Here is an 18141-nt window from a genome sequence, read left to right as displayed (position 1 = left end):
TATTGACTACATTGAATACTTTAGCTATCACTCATTGTTCAAAGTAGTAAATAATGAACGCAATTGACCTATTAATAAATCGCCATTCTTGTAATCAGCTTTCTGTACCAGCACCGAGTGGTGAGACGTTAGATAATATTATTAATGCTGGGTTACGGGCGCCTGATCACGGTGGGTTAACCCCTTGGCGTTTTATTATCACTGAAGGTGAAGGTTTAAACACCTTGTCTCGCTATTTCAAAGATGCGGCATTTAATCTCGGGAAAGCAGAGAAAGATGTATTAAAGGCGGCAAATGCACCGTTTCGAGCCCCGCAAATTATTACTGTTATTGCTAAAATTGAAAATCATCCAAAGATCCCAGAGTCGGAGCAGTTAATGTCAGCTGGTTGTGTGGTCATGGCAATGCAAATGGCAGCGCAAGCACAAGGTTTTAATGGTATTTGGCGTACGGGTTGGTTTGCATATGATAGCCATATAAAACAAAAGCTTGAGCTAGAAGAAAAAGATGAAATTGTTGGTTTTTTATATTTAGGTACTCCCGACGTATCATGCAAAAAAATTCGTCATTTAAACACTGATAATTTTGTTACGCGAATGGATAATTAACGCTATTGAATTTGGAATTAGCACTTAAATAAAAACTGAGGAATTAAGATGACAACACACTATCCGAAAGGACATTTACTCAGTGTACAATTTCCACTTTACCATCACGTTGGTATCTCGGATGGTTGTGGTCATGTTTATGAAAATTCGCGTGCGCGATCTGGGCGAGGTTTGGTTAGCTTGCTTGATTTTTCTGATGATAAAGACGTTATCGACCATGGCTTTTTACCTGGGAGTTTACCTGCCAGTGAGATCATTAAAAATGCCAAGCAATTGATTGCAGATAAGAAGCGCTATCATCTGCTGAAAAACAATTGTGAACATTTCGTACATGAGGTTTGCGGTGTTAAAATCACTAGCCCGCAGTTACGTCGAGCCTTAATTTTAATTGCTACCTTGCTAGTTGATCGCTACTCAAGTGGTCGACTACGTTCTGCACTACTGTGGGGTATTGCCTCGCAATTATCGTATTTAAATGAGGCGTCACTGTCCTGGTGGAAGCATGCTATTTTTACGTCAACGGGATTTTGGTTAGTGTTATTAACGAATAGCAATCAAGATATTGAAGATAAAACCCCCTGATTAATACCTATTTATACCTAGTTTCTGTCCTTTAAGCGCTTACTTCTTTAGTAAGCGCTTTCTAGTTATTTTATCTATAATATCGGCCATTAGACTTAACACTCGTCAGGGTTCTAACTTAGCGAGTAAGGTGAATTGTGGGTAACATTGAAATCATTCGCGGTCATAGTTTGCCACATCAGCAAATTATCCGTATCGCAGACAAAGTTATGCTTGATATAGCAGAAGAGTATGACCTTAAACTTAAGTGGCAAGGTGATAAACTTCATATTAAGCATGCACATACCAGAGGGTATTTACATGCTGATTCCGAAAGTATCAAAATTAAATTAAAATTGGGAATACTGTTATTTCCTGTTAGCTTTGTTTTAAAACAAAGTATTGAAGAAACGCTTGATGAACTGCTGCCAAGTGCTGCGTGCTCACATAAATAAAGTATGATTAAGGCTTGATATTATGGAACAATTATCACTGGTTGAAACCTCATTTTTATTAAGTGAGAGTACAGCAAGTCCTAAGCATTTTTCAGGACTGCAAATATTTGAACCACCAAAGGACTATGAAGGTAATTTCGCGCGCGATCTTTTTCAAAAATTGATTATGGATCCGGCTGTTGCGACCCCGTTTAATTTTAAGCTTAAAAAAAGCATTGGTGGCTTGTATTATTGGGTTCATGATAGCCAATTTGATTTTAATTATCATATCCGCATGTCAATGTTACCGGGTGATGGTTCTGATGAACAATTACGCGATTTAGTTGAACGTTTACATTCACATCTAATCGATCGTTCGCGACCGTTATGGGAGGTTTATCTTATTGAAGGTCTGTCAGACGATCGTTTTGCTATCTTCACCAAAATCCATTACGCAATGGCTGATGGTAAAATGGCAAATAGTTGGCTGTCTGGGTATTTACAAAGTGATCAATCAGTAAATGACTACCGTCCATTTTGGCAGATCCCATCTTTCCGTCCTGGTTATAAAGAATCTGCGGGTGTGATTGAAAGTACGCTATCAGCTTATGTGAGCGGACTAAAGCAGCTGAAATCAATCCCAGGCCTTGTCAAACTCGGTGCTCGTATGGGACTAAAATTTCTACACTTACGTAACAAAGGACCAGCATTACCATTTTGTGCACCAAGGACACCATTTTCTGTCCCTGCGACGCGATCTCGTATTGTTTCTTTTGGTCGCTTACCTTTTGAAAAAATGCGTTCAATTAGTAAGATAACAGGGGTAACGTTGAATGACGTGATCTTATGTTGTGTTGATATCGGTCTTAACCGTTACTTAAAAGAAAAGGGTATCTTATTACGTAAGCCGTTAGTTGCTCAGGTTCCAGTTCGTATTGGTAATGGGCGTAGAAATGCATTAACAGGTGTTGAATTGGGTAATATTGATGCTGATGCACTAGATCATTTAGAAACCATTTTTAAACGTACGAGCAGTGTGAAAGAAGATTTATTCAGTTTACCTGCTGAATCGGTAGTTAATTTCTCACTACTGATTCAAGCAACAGCGTCTATTTCTGAATGGTTGGGTATATCAAAGTTCTTACCTCCATTAGGTTCAGTACTTGTATCGAATGTGCGTGGTCAGCAAGAGTTTGCTTATCTAGCTGGCGCTAAATTAACAGAGGTGTACCCTGTGTCAGTACTCTCTGCTGGTACGGCATTAAACATTACGCTATATAGCTATCATGAAAAAGTTTTTTTTGGTCTAGTCGGTTGTAAGAATGAATTACCTGATTTAGATATGCTATCTCGTCATGTTGAAGCTGCCTGTGACACTCTATCCGATGAAATTCTCGACAATGCCAAGCAACACTCAGTGCTAATCTCTTCACGGTAAATATAAAGATGGTGACTAGGTTGCCATCTTTATCTATCCCTTCTGCTTATTTCATGCTACTTTTCATAAGTTACATATTTGTTACGTAAAGATGTAACTTATAAAATATAAATTCCATTGTTAGTTCTATGTCTTAGGTAAAGTACCTAATTTGTATTGCTATATTTTTACACGTATATATTTTGTTCGAGGTTATTTTGATTAGTTGGCAAGCTAAGGCGCTGAATTTATTTTTGAAACAAACAGTGAAGCGTTCGATTGAAAATACCAAAGACGTGCATAAATTACGTTTTCAGATGCGAGCATTAGACAAATTTGTATTCGGAACTAGTTCTAAAATTGAACGTTCACAATCAATGCGTGCTGGCACTTTGTGTGATGAGATCAAGGTTAAGTTCTCTACGAGTAAGAAAAAACTATTATATGTACATGGTGGCGCTTTTGTATTTAAAACACCTGCATTACATAATAATTTTATCGCACGTTTAGCTGAGCCATTAGATTTACTTGCCGTTGTTCCAGATTACCCACTTGCCCCTGAATTTCCTTTTCCTGCTGGAGTAGACAGTTGTTATGCTGTTTACCAGTCATTATTAGATGAAGGTACCTTACCCGAAGACATCGTTGTCGCGGGCGATTCTGCGGGTGGTAATATTGCGCTGTCTTTATTGCTACGCGCTAAACGTAATGGTTTACCCATGCCAAGTTGCTGCGTTTTATTATCACCGGTGGCGGATATGACTCAAAGTGGTTTGTCTTCTGTAGAGAATCGCTATAGTGATGCGTTATTTAGTTTGGAAGTCATGTTACATTGTCGTAATTTATATTTAGAGGGGAATAGTACGGACCTGCATAATGATGAAATTTCCCCTCTATTTGGTGATTTCACTGGATTTCCTCCTTTTATGTTCCATGCTGGAAGTGCAGAGCTAATGCGCGATGATTCAACGCGACTTGCTGACTTTATGCAGGCTAAGGGCGTTGATGCTCATTTACAAATATGGCACCAAATGCCGCATGTCTTTCCATTATTTGAACAACTTCCTGAAAGTAAGGCGGCGCTGATTCAAATTGTGGACTTTATAAAGAAGCATGCTCTTTAGCGAATGTAACTAAGATTGCGAAAATTAATGTTATATACCCAAGCATCTTGAAGTAACTTGGGTATAACAGTCAAAAAAAAGGCTGGTAAGATAAATCATTATCTCACCAGCCTTTTTGTTTTAAGCGGTTAGCTTTCTATTTTAAAAACTAACTGTACACTTAAATTAGAATTCAGCTGTACGTGGTGCACGCGGGAAAGGAATTACGTCACGGATATTTTGCATACCAGTTACATAAGACACTAAGCGTTCGAAACCTAGACCAAAGCCAGAGTGTGGCACAGTACCGAAACGACGTAGGTCGCGGTACCACCAGTAATCTTCTTTGTTTAAGCCCATTTCTTCCATACGCTTATCAAGCATATCTAAACGTTCTTCACGTTGGCTACCGCCGATGATTTCACCAATACCTGGTGCAAGTACGTCCATTGCCGCAACTGTTTTACCGTCTTCATTCATACGCATGTAGAATGATTTAATATCTTTCGGGTAGTTTTTAACAACAACAGGTGCTTTGAAGTGTTCTTCAGCAAGGTAACGTTCGTGCTCAGAAGACATATCGATACCCCAAGAAACTGGGAATTCGAATTCTTTACCACATTCTTCTAAGATCTTAATTGCGTCAGTGTAATCAATTTGTGCAAAGTCAGAATCTACAAAGCTTTCCAAACGAGTAATCGCTTCTTTGTTGATACGCTGTGCAAAGAACTGCATGTCATCCATACGCTCTTCTAGTACAGCTCTAAAGCAATACTTAAGCATATCTTCAGCTAGTTTTGCAGCATCGTCTAAATCAGCAAACGCAATCTCAGGTTCAACCATCCAGAATTCTGCAAGGTGACGTGTTGTGTTTGAGTTTTCTGCACGGAAAGTTGGACCGAAAGTATAAACTTTACCAATTGCACAAGCATACGTTTCAGCGTTAAGTTGACCAGATACCGTTAGGAAGGTTTCTTTACCAAAGAAGTCTTCTTTGTAATCAACGTCACCTTTATCAGTTAAAGGCAGGTTATTCATATCCAGTGTACTTACACGGAACATTTCACCAGCACCTTCACAATCACTACCAGTGATAAGTGGTGTGCTTAACCAGTTATAACCATTTTCATGGTAAAAGCGGTGAATAGCTTGTGATAAACAGTTACGAACACGCATAACCGCACCCATAACGTTAGTACGGCCACGTAGGTGTGCGTGTTCACGAAGGTATTCGATGCTGTGGCGTTTAGCTGACATAGGGTAAGTATCAGGGTCTTCAACTAAACCAAGTACAATAACTTCTGTTGCTTGGATTTCGAATGCTTGACCTTTACCAGGTGATTCAACCACCACACCCGTAACTTCAACTGAACAACTTGCAGTAAGGTTTAAAACGTCTGCTTCGTAGTTCGGTAAATCTTTACTTACAACTGCTTGGATCGGATCGAAGCACGAACCATCGTAAATAGCTAAGAAAGAAATACCAGCTTTAGAATCACGACGTGTGCGGATCCAGCCTTTCGTTGTAACTGTGCTGCCTACCGGGAATTTACCGGCAAAAATATCTTTAACTGACGTATGCGTCATAGGATTATTGCTCTCCAGCATAAAAGCTCTTGCTGAGCGAATGATGATTGTTTAAGTAAGGATATATTACCTTTGCAGTTGTAGGATACAAGTAAAAACAATGAAAAATCATTTTGTTTGCTTATTATTTAGTAAATTAACTCGGATAATCGCAAATGGTTGAGGATTCTAATGGTAATTAATTTGTTTTTTCTTTTGTTGCAGTAAACGGACTTGGTTTAAAATGCTACGATTCAATTTCATGGGGGGAGTGTCTGCAGGGCTGATTTCGCGTTGTTTTAACGTTTGTTGTAATTGATCAAAATAACTTGATTCACTAATATTAATATCGAGCATCAAGTTGTAGCGCTCTGACAACCCTTGTGTACCGGTTGCATGTTCAAGTTTATTGATGATGTAATGCTCAAATTGAGCTTCCTGGATATAACCTTTGATACTGCTAAGGGGCTCAATGATTTTAATATAAATAATATACGAGATAGTGCAAAAGCTAATTAGACTTAAACTGAATATCAATAAATTATTGAGCATAAATGACCCCACAAACTAAGATTAAATTAATGTAACAAACTTAATATTCCGTTTGTTACATTAACGAAAATAAAGTACGCAGGTCATAAAATAGACTTGGTACCCATAGTTTAGCAAAGACTATTTTTATTATATTGCAAGTGAAAACAAGAGAAAGCTAAATACATATTGGTTAATATGTTATTGAGCCCAAATGTCAGCATCAAGCACTTGTTTGATCACATGACATAATTTGGTGAGCTCTGAATCTGAAATGATGTAAGGGGGCATAATATACAAGAGTTTACCAAAAGGCCTGATCCATACACCTAGCTCAACAAATAATACTTGTGCTTTAGCCAGATCAATCGATTTTGTGGTCTCAATCACGCCAATACTGCCCAATACGCGTGCATCAGCAACATTTTTATGTGCGACGAGGGGGAGTAATGCTTGTTGTAACTGGTCTTCTATTCCTTTAACTTGTCGCTGCCAATTACTTGCCATTAATAAATCGATACTGGCATTTGCGACTGCACAGGCAAGTGGGTTCCCCATGAATGTTGGGCCGTGCATTAATACGCCGCTGGGTCCATTACTGATTGTTTCTGCAACATGGCGGGTGGTTAATGTTGCCGCTAGTGTCATGTAACCGCCTGTGATGCCTTTACCCAAACACATAATGTCAGGTGTGATGCCCGCATGTTCACAAGCAAATAACTTTCCTGTTCGGCCAAAACCTGTCGCAATTTCATCGGCAATCAATAACACTTCATAACGTTCGCAGAGTAATTTTGCTTGGCGTAAAAACTCGGGATGATAGAACTTCATACCGCCAGCGCCCTGCACGATAGGTTCTAAAATAAGCGCCGCTATGTGTTGATGGTTTTCTATTAACGCTTGCTCCAGATCTTGCATGGCACTCTGCTGCCATTGTTCGTTAAATTTGATGCTTGGTGCGTTAATAAAGTATTGCGGCGCCAAGAAACCTGTAAACAATTCGTGCATGCCATTATCTGGATCGCAAACTGACATCGCGCCAAATGTATCCCCGTGATAACCATTACGTATGGTGACAAACTTCTTCTTCGTCGGTTGTTGATGGTGCCAATATTGAATTGCCATTTTCATTGCGACTTCAACACTGACAGACCCTGAATCGGACAGGAACACACATTCGAGACCGTCGGGTGTAATATCGACTAATTTTTGGCATAAATTAATTGCTGGATCATGAGTGATGCCACCAAACATCACATGTGACATTTTACTTGCTTGTTTTTGCATTGCTTGATTTAGCGCTGGTACGTTATAGCCATGAATTGATGCCCACCAAGAAGACATGCCATCGATTAATCGTGTACCGTCATTTAACGTGAGATAAACCCCCTCAGCACTATCAACATGGTAACAAGGCAGGGGTTTTGTCATCGATGTGTAAGGGTGCCAGATGTGCTGCTGGTCGAACTTCATTAAATCACTGTTTGTTTTTTGAGTCATTGTAAACCTTAGTTTTAGCATTTGGTTGACCTTGCGGCTATGCTGGATAGACTAATCGAGTTTAAGAATAAATTCAAATAAAGGATTTTAGATGACTAATAGCGTTCGCCATGATTGGCAACTTGATGAGATTGAAGCACTATTTAACCAACCGTTTAACGATTTGATGTTTCAGGCTCAAACGGTTCATCGTCAGAATTTTGATCCAAACAGTGTACAAATCAGTACGCTGTTATCAATCAAGACCGGCGCTTGCCCTGAAGATTGTAAGTATTGCCCACAGAGTGCACGCTATACAACGGGTATTGAGAAAGAACGCTTGATGCAAGTAGAAACAGTACTTAAACGTGCAGCTGAAGCAAGAGATAATGGTGCAAGTCGTTTCTGTATGGGGGCGGCTTGGAAAAACCCTCACAAGCGCGATATGCCGTATTTAATTGATATGGTTAAAGGCGTTAAAGCAATGGGACTTGAAACTTGCATGACGTTAGGCATGTTAGCGCCGGAACAAGCGCAATCTCTTTCTGCCGCGGGTTTAGACTATTACAACCATAACTTGGATACGTCAGAAGAATACTACGAACAGATTATTACCACGCGTACCTACCAAGATCGCTTAAATACCTTAGATCATGTCCGTGAGGCTGGAATGAAAGTATGTTCTGGTGGGATTGTTGGTATGGGTGAGCAACAACTTGATCGGATTGGTTTACTTAGGTCACTTGCTAATTTACCACATCATCCAGAAAGTGTGCCAATTAACATGTTAGTTAAAGTGGCCGGAACACCGCTTGAAGATACGCCAGATTTAGACGAATTAGAGTTTGTACGTACCATTGCGACTGCACGTATCTTAATGCCTAAATCTTATGTTCGTTTATCGGCTGGTCGCGAAGCGATGAGTGAACAAACGCAAACGTTATGTTTCATGGCGGGTGCAAATTCTATTTTCTACGGTTGCAAGTTGTTAACAACGGATAATCCAGATGAAGACAGCGATAAGCGTCTGTTTAGAAAACTTGGTTTACAACCTGCGCGTATTCGCGAAGCAAGTGATGAAGCGCAATCTGCGCAGTTGTTGGATGAAATCGCAGAGCAGGCGTCACCGTCATTGTTTTATGATGCGACAGCTGTTGATACAAAAAATGTTGATGCGACGAGTGCTACACATTAATGGCTTTCGAATTCATTACACAAGTATTACACCAGCAGCAAGTTAATTCCTTGTTACGCACACGAGCGCTCAGTAATGGCGCTATTAATTTTTCTGCGAATGATTACTTGGGGTTATCGACACATCCGGAGCTAATTAGTGCTTGGCAGAGTGGGGCAAACGAATATGGTGTCGGTAGTGGTGGCTCTTTTTTGGTCACGGGTTATACCAATGCTCATGCCGCACTGGAAGACAAATTAGCTGAAATCACAGGCTATGAATCGAGTTTGCTATTTAATTCAGGTTACAGTGCCAACCAAGCATTAATTAAAGTCTTGTTAGATAAGCATGATTTATTGGTTCAAGATAAGCTTAATCATGCTTCGTTAATTGAAGCGGGTGTTTATTCACCTGCGACCATGAAACGTTTTAAACATAATGATAGTGAGCATCTTGCACAAATTCTGACTCAAAACCGCCATCGACATACGAATTCACTCGTGGTGACTGAAGGTGTGTTTAGCATGGATGGCGATACGGCTGACTTACAGGCGATTAGTCAGCAGTGTAAAGCGCATGACAGCTGGTTGTTGGTGGATGATGCTCATGGATTTGGTGTTCTTCCAAAGGGACGAAATAGCCTAAAGCAGCATAGTTTATTAGCCCGTGATGTTGATTTGTATATGGCGACGTTTGGAAAGGCTGTTGGTGTATCGGGTGCATTCGTTGCTGCTCCCAAAGACGTTATCGAATATCTGGTTAATTTTTCAAAGCCTTATATATACTCAACAGCGATGCCAGCTGCTATGGCGGTATGTATTGATAAAGCCTTGACGATTATGGCAACAGAAACATGGCGTGTCGCGCATTTAAGTCAACTTATTACTTATTTTAAGCAGCAATGTTCTTTACGTAATATCACTTTAATGCCGTCTGATACCGCCATTCAACCACTTATTATTGGTGATGCAAATAAGGCAATGAAGATCAGTCAATATCTAGCGAGTAAAGGTTTGTTAGTAAAAGCCATTCGTCCGCCGACGGTGCCACAAGGCTCATCACGTTTGCGTATTACTTTATCAGCCAGCCATAGTATTGAAGATATTGATTTATTATTGACCCGTCTAAAGGATGCGCTAGATGGTCGTACAGGAGGCACTGCATGATTGATAAAAATGCAGTTGCACGTTGTTTTGGTAAAGCGGCTGCGAGTTATGATCAACATGCACTCTTGCAGCGATTATCCAGCGATAAGTTATTGCAGTACTTACCTTCGGTGCCTGATATGATGAGCCCCTTTGTAACGACTGTCGATCTTGGTTGTGGTAGCGGGGCATTACTACCAACATTAGCGGAGTGTAGTGAAAAGTTGATTGCGGTTGATTTATCTTTTGGCATGCTTTCTCACGCCCAAGAGCATCATCAATTAACCACACCTACTTATTGGCTTAATGGCGATGCGGAGTCGCTACCATTACAGTCTAATAGCATTGACTTGTGTGTCTCTAATTTAGCATTGCAGTGGTGTGATGATTTAGCTACGCCGTTACTTGAAACATCGCGTTGCTTAAAACGAGGTGGCTTGATGTTATTCAGTACCTTGGTTGCGGGTAGTCTTGATGAACTGGCGCAATCATGGGCCCCCGTTAACAGGTATCGTCATGTAAATCGTTTTCTGTCTGAAGGTGAAATTAAAGCAGCGTTATTAAAGTCGGGATTGAGTGTAGAGTGTTTTCAAATTGAAATTCAAACGATGCATTACTCAAGTGTTAAAGACGTCATGTTAAGTCTAAAAGGCATTGGGGCCAATCATGTACATAACAAAGACGCGAAACCTACAACGCAGGCTGAACTGAGGGCATTCAAAGCCAATTATGAAAAGCGACGTGATAACCAAGGCTTGCTGCCACTTAGCTATAAACTGGCTTACTGCTTATTGCGTAAACGTTAATACACCTGAACGAAAGACATTTTAATTTAAGATACGCTAATTTAAAGCAGAGAAAGGCATCAATGATAAATCATAGGAAAAAAGTATTTATTACCGGTACTGACACAGACGTTGGTAAGACGGTGATTAGTTGTGCGATTCTTGAATACGCCAATAATTTAGGTTTTAAAACTGTAGGGTTAAAGCCTATTTCTGCCGGTTGTGAATTAACCCCTGTGGGTTTACGTAATGAAGATGCCTTGTTATTACAGCAACATGCATCGCACAATCTAGATTACGACATCATCAATCCCATTGCTTATCTGGAACCGATTGCACCACATATCGCAGCAAAGAAAAAAGGCGAATTTATTGATCTTACGTTAGTAGATACCGCTCTCACTAAGGTGCCGGATGATATCGACTTTACTGTTGTTGAAGGTGCTGGAGGCTGGCATCTCCCTATTGATAACAGTCACTATTTTTCATCTTGGGTAGCTGAAAATAAGTTAGATGTTATTCTTGTAGTAGGGGTTAAGTTAGGCTGTTTGAATCATGCGATACTATCAGCGCAAGCTATTCAACATTCAGGTGCTAATCTGATTGGTTGGGTTGCGAACAGTCTTGCGATCGATATTGCTAATTATGATGAAATGATAGAAACATTAACGGTGGCATTACCTGCTCCACTCATGGGAAAAATGCCTTATTTGTCATTAAGTGAGGATAAACAGGAAAAACCAGCTAACTATTTGGATTTAACTTCTTATTTAGCGTTGTAAAGGATAATATACTTAGCCATAAATACCCCATCAAATTTTAATGTAAACGTTATGTTTCACTGGGGGGACTTTGATCGTGCGTTCTATGTAAGGAGTACGTGTAATAACTAAAGGATGTACAACGAGTGGCTAAGATTGTTTTAAAGCAAGAAGATAAATTATCATTTAAATTGAATCACCTGATCCCGCAAGGTGGTTATCGTCGTGTTGATGTGTATTTTTTATTACCGAATGAAATGGGAATCAATCCGCAGACATTGACGGAAGAAGATTACTTCTATCGTGGTATTCAAGGTAAGCGCGCGTATTATTCTGAAGGTTTACACCTCCCGTTAGTACAAAGCCGTTTTGCAAGTCGAATGAAACGTTCTCCAGACGAATACCGTGTTAACTTAAATCTGTTTGCTTATCAATTTGCTAAAGCCTTCGAAAAAGATATCAGCAATATTCAACAGCAAATCGAACCGCAATTATTCTATTCTGCGCTAATAGAGCTTAATGATGTCGCAAAATCGATTATAAAGAAGTTTCGTCGTAATGCCCCGGCAGATGAAAAATTAAAAGCTTATTTTAATAATGTGGATAATTATCTGTCATGGTTTAGTGAGCAATGCTGTTATAAAGCGTTATCAAAGCGGAAAAAAAGCAATGAATTTCTTGATGAACGGGCTGAAATTATAGGTTTTTGTCGTGGTGAAGCTAAGTATCGTTTAGAAAATGGATATAATTCGCCAAGAACCTTATTAGACCCTAATCGAATTGCGAATAAAATGCGTTTGTTGCGTCGTTTAATCGAGCATGGCGTGATCTTTAAAGAAGAAACTCAGCAATTAGGTAAACACCAGAAAAAAATCGTAAAAGGTACTGCAACGTCACTTGTGATGGTGATTGTATTAAGTATGATCTTTTTTGCTCAAGGTGAGTTAAAAGGTTTAACCTATGCTTTAATTGCTGTGTTATCGGTTATTTATGGCTTCAGGGAGATCTTTAAAGATGAATTTAATAACACTTTATGGCGTTGGATCCGTAAGGGACGCCCAAAATGGTCAAGAAACCTAATCGACACATCAAATAAACAAATTATTTCCAAGCAGCGTATATGGCTGGACTACATTAAACAGAGTAAATTACCAATCGTTGTACGTGACGTATTATATCGCCGTCGTCCGCAAAACAAGCAAGAATCAATTCTATTACACTATCGCCTTGATACTCGAGTGAGTAACAAAGGTTTCCAAGCGGGCTATGATCGTATGCAAGAGCAGATCTATTTTAGTGTGCGTCCATTTATTCGTTATTTGGAACGTGGCACCGGTGCTGTCTATGCAGAACATGATAGTAAAATAAGTAAAGAAGCGATTGAAAGACGTTACCAAGTTAACGTGGTAGTTGGATTAAAAGATGATAGTGCTAAAGTCGTTTACGAGCGCCATAAAATAACAGTTAATCGATCAGGTATTCTTGATATTGAAGCTGCTGATATATTTAGCGAGATTCTTTAACCGTGAAATTATATTTATCTAGGCATTAAATCTATCGATAATCTAATGCCTTTATGATCATTTAATCAAACGTTTGAATTATTATGATACTAAGCTCTTATTTTTGAATTAACCTTGTTGCGAATATGTTGCCTGTGTGGAATATTTGTTGTATGTATTCGTGCGTTTTTGATCGATAGTCTATCTGTAAACCATCTATTATTAATAAAGCGGCAATAAATATAAGCAAAGGAGTGCTAGCAATGGACGGACAAGGAGATGTTATTGGTGGTTGGCTTGTTGCGCTCTGTAAAGCCTTGCAATGGAAAGGTATTGAACCTCTTGAACTGCTGTCTAAATCAGACATTAACATGAATGACATTACACATGTAGGCAGCCGTGTGCCGATTAGTCTGTGTAATAAACTTTTCGAGCAATCAGTTGTGTTAACAGATGACCCACTCTTACCAATTAAAGTTAGCCAATGTATTGTTGCGACAACGTTTCACGCGCTTGGTTATGCATTACAAGCATCCTCGTCTTTACAAGATGCATTTACCCGTTTAGTTCATTATGATCGTGTTTTGAGTAGTACATGCCGCATTAATCTAAGCGAAGATGAAACGTATTGTTATCTCGCGTTAAATCTGAATGAGACCGAAAGCGATATTAATCGTATCGGTGCCCAACTTGAATTAACAATGCTGCTGTCCATCATCAAAATATGTCGTGATCTATCTAATCCTGGTTTTGCACCAATCAAGATATATACGACTGTCGACAGTCGTTGTCACGAGCAATTTGAAGCCCATACTGGATGCTCTATTGAATTTAGTTCAAGTAAATCTATGCTGGTAATGGATCGTGAATTGTTATCAAAACCCCTTCCTAATATTGCGCCTGATCTCACGTTATTAAGTGATCAGGCGGCAGATGATTATCTCGCAGGGCTGACGAGTAATAATGTTGTAAGTAAAGTACGTTCAGAAGTCGTTTCACGGATGGCGACAGGCATACCTAATATTGATCTGGTGGCTGAAAAATTAAATTTCAGTCAGCGTAGCTTACAGCGAAAATTAAATGATTCAGGGACGAGTTATAAAGATTTAGTTGAAAATATTCGTCAAACAATAGCCGAGCAACACCTCAATCAAAACCTTTTATCTTTGGGGGAAATAAGTTACTTATTGGGCTTTTCTAATGTTGCCAATTTTTCTCGTGCTTTTAAGCGCTGGAAAGGGGTCACACCAGGTGCATATCGAGGAGAACATTACCATTCGTAAATAGTTGTTGGTTGGTTCACAACTGTTGAATTGTTTGCATCAAATGACGGCTATATAACCATTTGATGAAAATTTGGGGTCTTAGTGAAAAGACGCCGTAAACTTAAGGGATTAGGGAGTACAAATGCCAAGTATGGACAAAAAATTGTTGGCGCTGTTATGTACATTAAGTTTACCTGTACACAGTGCAAGCGAGGAACAAGCGCTAAACACAGCAAACGGTTATGTAGAGAATAATGTTCTACTGGTCGCGGCTGAAATGAATAGCCTTGTAGAGAAAAGTGTTTTTTTAGAAATTGATAATTATGCTAAGCGACAAATATTGGTTGGTGAGTACGGCCGTATTTTGGTTCGAGAGGATAGTAACTCCGCTTGGCTTCAGGCTAACGTGCCAGTGCAAACAACGATAACCGCAGTTGATTTTATTGATGAGAAAGTGGCTTGGGCTGTGGGTCATCAAGGTGTCATATTAAAAACAACGGATGGTGGTCATAATTGGAATAAGGTTTTTGATGGTCTTCAATTAACAAACCTACTTAAATCAAGTTTAGAGACTCAAGTTGTATTGTTAACAGCTGCATTTGAACGGGCCGAAGTTGCGGGTATCGATGAAGATATGCTGGATGAAATTGAAATGCAACTTGATGATGCATCGTATAAATTAGAAGATTTAACGGCTAATTCTGGCATTGAAATTTCATTCTTTGATGTGCTATTTAGTTCAGCAGATTATGGCCTTGTTATTGGCGCTTATGGTGCAATGTTAGAGACTAAAGATGGTGGTAATAGCTGGGAATATATCGGTTTTAAAGTGCCGAATCCTGAAGGTTTCCATCTTAATGCATTAACAACAGATGCAGAAAAGAATATTTATGTTATTGGTGAGGCTGGTTTCGGTATTGCAACGTCAGACCAAGGTCAAACTTGGCGTTCGTTAGATATTGATTACTCGGGGTCATTATTTGGTATCGAAGTGCAAGGAAATACACTCTACAGCTATGGATTACGTGGCAACATGTTTACGTCGAAAAACCAAGGCGATACTTGGCAGCGCTTAGATACAGGCGTGACAAATCATATATTTTCTGCTGACTGGCTAAATAGCAAGGAGTTGTTATTAGTGGGGGCTGGTGGTCTAAAACTCGTTTATGATGGGCATGTCTTTAATGATATTTCAAAATCGAATCAACGTATTGATATCACATCAGTTAAAGTAATTGATGGTAATGTTGTTACAACGGGTCTCCGTGGTTGGCAAAGCAGTCTGAAAAATGAATTAGTACAGGGAGGTCTAAAATAACATGGAAAAACTAACTATTTGGATCGAAAAACAATTATTTGGTTTTAAATATGTGGTGTTTGCATTCATCGTATTGCTCACTGCTTTTTTAGCTTATAACGCAAGTTTAGTGAGGCCGAGCGCATCATTCGAAAAGATGATCCCAGTACAGCATGAATATATTCAAAACTACTTAAATTATAAACAAGAGTTGGCCAGCTTAGGTAATAGCGTCCGCGTTGTTATTGAAAATGAAAAAGGCGATATCTTTAATGCGGACTTTCAAGAACGGATGCGCGCATTGAATGATGAATTGTTTTTTATTTCGGGTGTTGATCGCTCTGGGATGAAATCAATTTGGACCTCAAATGTGACTTGGGCTGAGGTAACAGAAGACGGTTTTGTTGGTGGTACTGTTATACCAAGTGATTATGATGGTAGCCAGCGCACGCTAGACCGATTACGCCGTAACGTTATGTTATCTGGGCAAGTTGGTTATTTAGTCGGTGATGATTTTAAGTCAGCGGTATTCTTATTACCGTTAATGAGCATAAACCCGGATACAGGTAAACCTTTAGATTATAATCAATTATCGAATACGTTAGAAGACATACGCAGTAAATATGAAGTAGACGGCGTTAAAGTACATATTACAGGATTTGCCAAGGTTGTTGGTGATCTTATTGCTGGTGCTGCAGAAGTCGTTATCTTCTTTATCACCGCCATTATCATTACTTTCGCTTTACTATATCTTTATAGTCGTTGCTTAAGAAGCACGATAGTGACAGTTACTTGTGCACTGGTTGCGGTTATTTGGCAATTAGGATTACTTAACTTATTAGGGCAGGGCCTAGACCCTTACTCTATGTTAGTGCCATTTTTAGTATTTGCGATTGCGGTAAGTCATGGTGTTCAGTTAATTAGTTCAATCGGTCAACATATGGCTGCTGGCAATAAAGCAGAACAAGCTGCGCGTCTTGCGTTTAGATCTCTCGCAATTCCAGGTCTAATTGCATTGTTAAGTGATGGTCTTGGTTTTATTACCTTGAATGTGATTGAAATTCAGGTTATTCAAGATTTGGCCACTGCAGCGAGTGTGGGTGTTGCGGTTATTTTGTTAACTAACTTAGTGCTGTTACCCATTTTAATGTCTTGGACAGGAGTGTCTCCTGCGGGCATTAAATATTTGCTAGCTGAACAATCAAAGACGCCGCTAATTGTCACTGTGTTTAGCCGTTTTGCGGATGCAAAATGGGCTAAGTCTGCATTAATATTCGGTGTGGTTTGTCTTGCTGTTGGTTTGTATCAAGGACAAGCGTTAAAAATTGGTGATCTCGACGCGGGTGCGCCTGAATTACGCGCTGACAGTCGCTATAATTTAGATAATGCGTATGTTGCAAATAATTACCAAGCGAGCACTGACATCATGGTGTTAATGGTCGAGACCCCCGCAGAACAATGTAGTAGTTACCATACATTGAATGCAGTAAACCAATTACAAGCACATGTTGAAGGTATTCCAGGTGTGCAATCAACGCTTTCTGTAGCGACGATTGCTAAAAAAGCTATTGTGGGCATGAATGAAGGTAATCCAAAATGGCAAGGATTAAGTCCTAATCAATTAGTACTTAATGCTGCCGTAGGTCGCGCGCCTGCTGCGTTTATGAATAATACGTGTAGTATGTTACCGCTTATTATTTATCTTGATGATCATAAAGCGAATACACTCGAAACTGTGATTGCTGATATCACTGCTTACACAGCAGCGAATAAAACTGAAGGTGTTAATTTTGCGCTGGCGGCTGGTAATGCGGGTATTGAAGCGGCGACAAACAGCGTGATTGAGAAAGCACAATATCAAATGTTGATGTGGGTATATGGCGTAGTTGGGCTGCTTTGCTTCCTGACATTCCGTTCAGTCAAAACACTCATATGTATTATTTTGCCTTTAGCGCTGACCTCTATCTTAGGCCAAGCGCTAATGGCTACATTAGGTATTGGCGTTAAAGTGGCCACATTACCTGTCATTGCATTAGGTGTGGGCATTGGTGTGGATTATGGCATCTACATTTATAGTCAGTTATCAGCCCGTTTAAAAATGGGTGATAACTTACAAGATGCTTATAAGTACGCATTATCCAGCACCGGTAAAGCGGTTGCATTTACTGGTGTTACCTTGGCTATTGGTGTGTGCACTTGGGTATTGTCACCCATTAAATTTCAAGCTGACATGGGCTTAATGCTTACTTTCATGTTTATCTGGAATATGATTGGTGCTTTATGTTTCCTACCAGCGCTAGCATGGTTGTTAAATATTGGCGGTAATACTCAAGTCGTAACACCAAGTCAGCCTACTCAAATAGAGGTGGGTAAAAATAACGCGGTGTAAACTTATGCTTGTTATTTTAATTGACTTAATCATTATCATTTAAAAGGCTGCTCCATTTGGGGCAGCCTTTTTATTAATATGGTTAAAAAACAGTTATTATGAGGTTCTATGCATTGAAAGTTTG

General features: G+C 39.6%; 16 protein-coding genes. 13 read left to right on the top strand and 3 right to left on the bottom strand.

What is annotated here, in order from left to right; all coding sequences use genetic code 11:
• Positions 1–53 precede the first annotated feature (53 nt).
• From HWV02_RS13130 to HWV02_RS13110, 5 genes are all read left to right on the top strand, one after another.
• Positions 54–608, top strand: a complete 555-nt coding sequence (locus HWV02_RS13130) for an NAD(P)H nitroreductase (protein ID WP_211676249.1) — start codon at positions 54–56, stop codon at positions 606–608.
• Positions 609–656: 48 nt separating this feature from the next.
• Positions 657–1190 (top strand): lecithin retinol acyltransferase family protein, encoded by a 534-nt coding sequence (locus HWV02_RS13125; RefSeq protein WP_211676248.1) that lies wholly within the window; start codon positions 657–659, stop codon positions 1188–1190.
• 137 nt (positions 1191–1327) lie between these two features.
• Positions 1328–1624 carry a polyhydroxyalkanoic acid system family protein gene (locus HWV02_RS13120; RefSeq protein WP_045110180.1) on the top strand — a complete coding sequence of 99 codons (297 nt, stop codon included), beginning with the start codon at positions 1328–1330 and terminating at the stop codon, positions 1622–1624.
• 22 nt (positions 1625–1646) lie between these two features.
• Positions 1647–3041, top strand: coding sequence for a wax ester/triacylglycerol synthase family O-acyltransferase (locus tag HWV02_RS13115; RefSeq protein ID WP_211676247.1), 1395 nt, complete (start codon positions 1647–1649; stop codon positions 3039–3041).
• Positions 3042–3238: 197 nt separating this feature from the next.
• A complete protein-coding gene (locus HWV02_RS13110) occupies positions 3239–4144 on the top strand; it encodes an alpha/beta hydrolase (protein WP_211676246.1) in 906 nt (301 codons plus the stop codon).
• A 165-nt stretch (positions 4145–4309) separates the two neighbouring features.
• Here the strand turns inward: HWV02_RS13110 and asnS are convergent, their stop codons facing one another.
• The 3 genes from asnS to bioA form a co-directional block, all read right to left on the bottom strand.
• Positions 4310–5710, bottom strand: a complete 1401-nt coding sequence (asnS, locus tag HWV02_RS13105; protein ID WP_045112504.1) for an asparagine--tRNA ligase — start codon at positions 5708–5710, stop codon at positions 4310–4312.
• Positions 5711–5878: 168 nt separating this feature from the next.
• The gene (locus HWV02_RS13100) at positions 5879–6241 is read right to left on the bottom strand and encodes a hypothetical protein (protein ID WP_211676245.1); all 363 of its coding nucleotides are present in this window, start codon (positions 6239–6241) and stop codon (positions 5879–5881) included.
• A gap of 180 nt (positions 6242–6421) precedes the next feature.
• Complete coding sequence (gene bioA / locus HWV02_RS13095) at positions 6422–7720, bottom strand: adenosylmethionine--8-amino-7-oxononanoate transaminase (RefSeq protein ID WP_211676244.1); 1299 nt, start codon at positions 7718–7720, stop codon at positions 6422–6424.
• A 91-nt stretch (positions 7721–7811) separates the two neighbouring features.
• Here bioA and bioB point away from each other — a divergent pair, with 91 nt between their 5' ends.
• The 8 genes from bioB (at position 7812) to HWV02_RS13055 (ending at position 18017) form a co-directional block, all read left to right on the top strand.
• Positions 7812–8894 (top strand): biotin synthase BioB, encoded by a 1083-nt coding sequence (bioB, locus tag HWV02_RS13090; RefSeq protein WP_211676243.1) that lies wholly within the window; start codon positions 7812–7814, stop codon positions 8892–8894.
• Complete coding sequence (gene bioF, locus HWV02_RS13085) at positions 8894–10039, top strand: 8-amino-7-oxononanoate synthase (RefSeq protein ID WP_211688109.1); 1146 nt, start codon at positions 8894–8896, stop codon at positions 10037–10039. The genes bioB and bioF overlap by 1 nt, the downstream gene beginning before the upstream one ends.
• Positions 10036–10824: a malonyl-ACP O-methyltransferase BioC gene (gene bioC / locus HWV02_RS13080; RefSeq protein WP_211688107.1), complete on the top strand. Its 789-nt coding sequence runs from the start codon at positions 10036–10038 to the stop codon at positions 10822–10824. Before bioF ends, bioC begins: the two co-directional genes overlap by 4 nt.
• A gap of 62 nt (positions 10825–10886) precedes the next feature.
• Positions 10887–11585 (top strand): dethiobiotin synthase, encoded by a 699-nt coding sequence (gene bioD, locus HWV02_RS13075; RefSeq protein ID WP_211688105.1) that lies wholly within the window; start codon positions 10887–10889, stop codon positions 11583–11585.
• A 125-nt stretch (positions 11586–11710) separates the two neighbouring features.
• Positions 11711–13087, top strand: a complete 1377-nt coding sequence (locus HWV02_RS13070; RefSeq protein WP_211688103.1) for a hypothetical protein — start codon at positions 11711–11713, stop codon at positions 13085–13087.
• A 242-nt stretch (positions 13088–13329) separates the two neighbouring features.
• A complete protein-coding gene (locus HWV02_RS13065) occupies positions 13330–14349 on the top strand; it encodes an AraC family transcriptional regulator (RefSeq protein WP_211676238.1) in 1020 nt (339 codons plus the stop codon).
• A gap of 124 nt (positions 14350–14473) precedes the next feature.
• On the top strand, positions 14474–15649 hold the full coding sequence (locus HWV02_RS13060) for a YCF48-related protein (protein WP_211676237.1): 1176 nt from the start codon (positions 14474–14476) through the stop codon (positions 15647–15649).
• 1 nt (position 15650) lies between these two features.
• Entirely contained in the window at positions 15651–18017 is a 2367-nt protein-coding gene (locus HWV02_RS13055; RefSeq protein WP_211676236.1) for an RND family transporter, read from the top strand.
• The last annotated feature ends 124 nt before the right edge of the window (positions 18018–18141 follow it).

It is taken from the genome of Moritella sp. 28 (genome assembly GCF_018219435.1).
GTDB lineage: Bacteria > Pseudomonadota > Gammaproteobacteria > Enterobacterales > Moritellaceae > Moritella.
This window is presented reverse-complemented; position numbering and strand designations above follow the sequence as displayed.

Bases quoted from the DNA above. Each gene is read 5' to 3' on its own strand.
- HWV02_RS13115 (WP_211676247.1), top strand. From the start codon at position 1,647: ATGGAACAATTATCACTGGTTGAAACCTCATTTTTATTAAGTGAGAGT.
- HWV02_RS13125 (WP_211676248.1), top strand. From the start codon at position 657: ATGACAACACACTATCCGAAAGGACATTTACTCAGTGTACAATTTCCA.
- HWV02_RS13100 (WP_211676245.1), bottom strand. From the start codon at position 6,241: ATGCTCAATAATTTATTGATATTCAGTTTAAGTCTAATTAGCTTTTGC.
- bioC (WP_211688107.1), top strand. From the start codon at position 10,036: ATGATTGATAAAAATGCAGTTGCACGTTGTTTTGGTAAAGCGGCTGCG.
- bioF (WP_211688109.1), top strand. From the start codon at position 8,894: ATGGCTTTCGAATTCATTACACAAGTATTACACCAGCAGCAAGTTAAT.
- HWV02_RS13060 (WP_211676237.1), top strand. From the start codon at position 14,474: ATGCCAAGTATGGACAAAAAATTGTTGGCGCTGTTATGTACATTAAGT.
- bioB (WP_211676243.1), top strand. From the start codon at position 7,812: ATGACTAATAGCGTTCGCCATGATTGGCAACTTGATGAGATTGAAGCA.
- HWV02_RS13055 (WP_211676236.1), top strand. From the start codon at position 15,651: ATGGAAAAACTAACTATTTGGATCGAAAAACAATTATTTGGTTTTAAA.
- bioA (WP_211676244.1), bottom strand. From the start codon at position 7,720: ATGACTCAAAAAACAAACAGTGATTTAATGAAGTTCGACCAGCAGCAC.
- bioD (WP_211688105.1), top strand. From the start codon at position 10,887: ATGATAAATCATAGGAAAAAAGTATTTATTACCGGTACTGACACAGAC.
- asnS (WP_045112504.1), bottom strand. From the start codon at position 5,710: ATGACGCATACGTCAGTTAAAGATATTTTTGCCGGTAAATTCCCGGTA.
- HWV02_RS13065 (WP_211676238.1), top strand. From the start codon at position 13,330: ATGGACGGACAAGGAGATGTTATTGGTGGTTGGCTTGTTGCGCTCTGT.
- HWV02_RS13130 (WP_211676249.1), top strand. From the start codon at position 54: ATGAACGCAATTGACCTATTAATAAATCGCCATTCTTGTAATCAGCTT.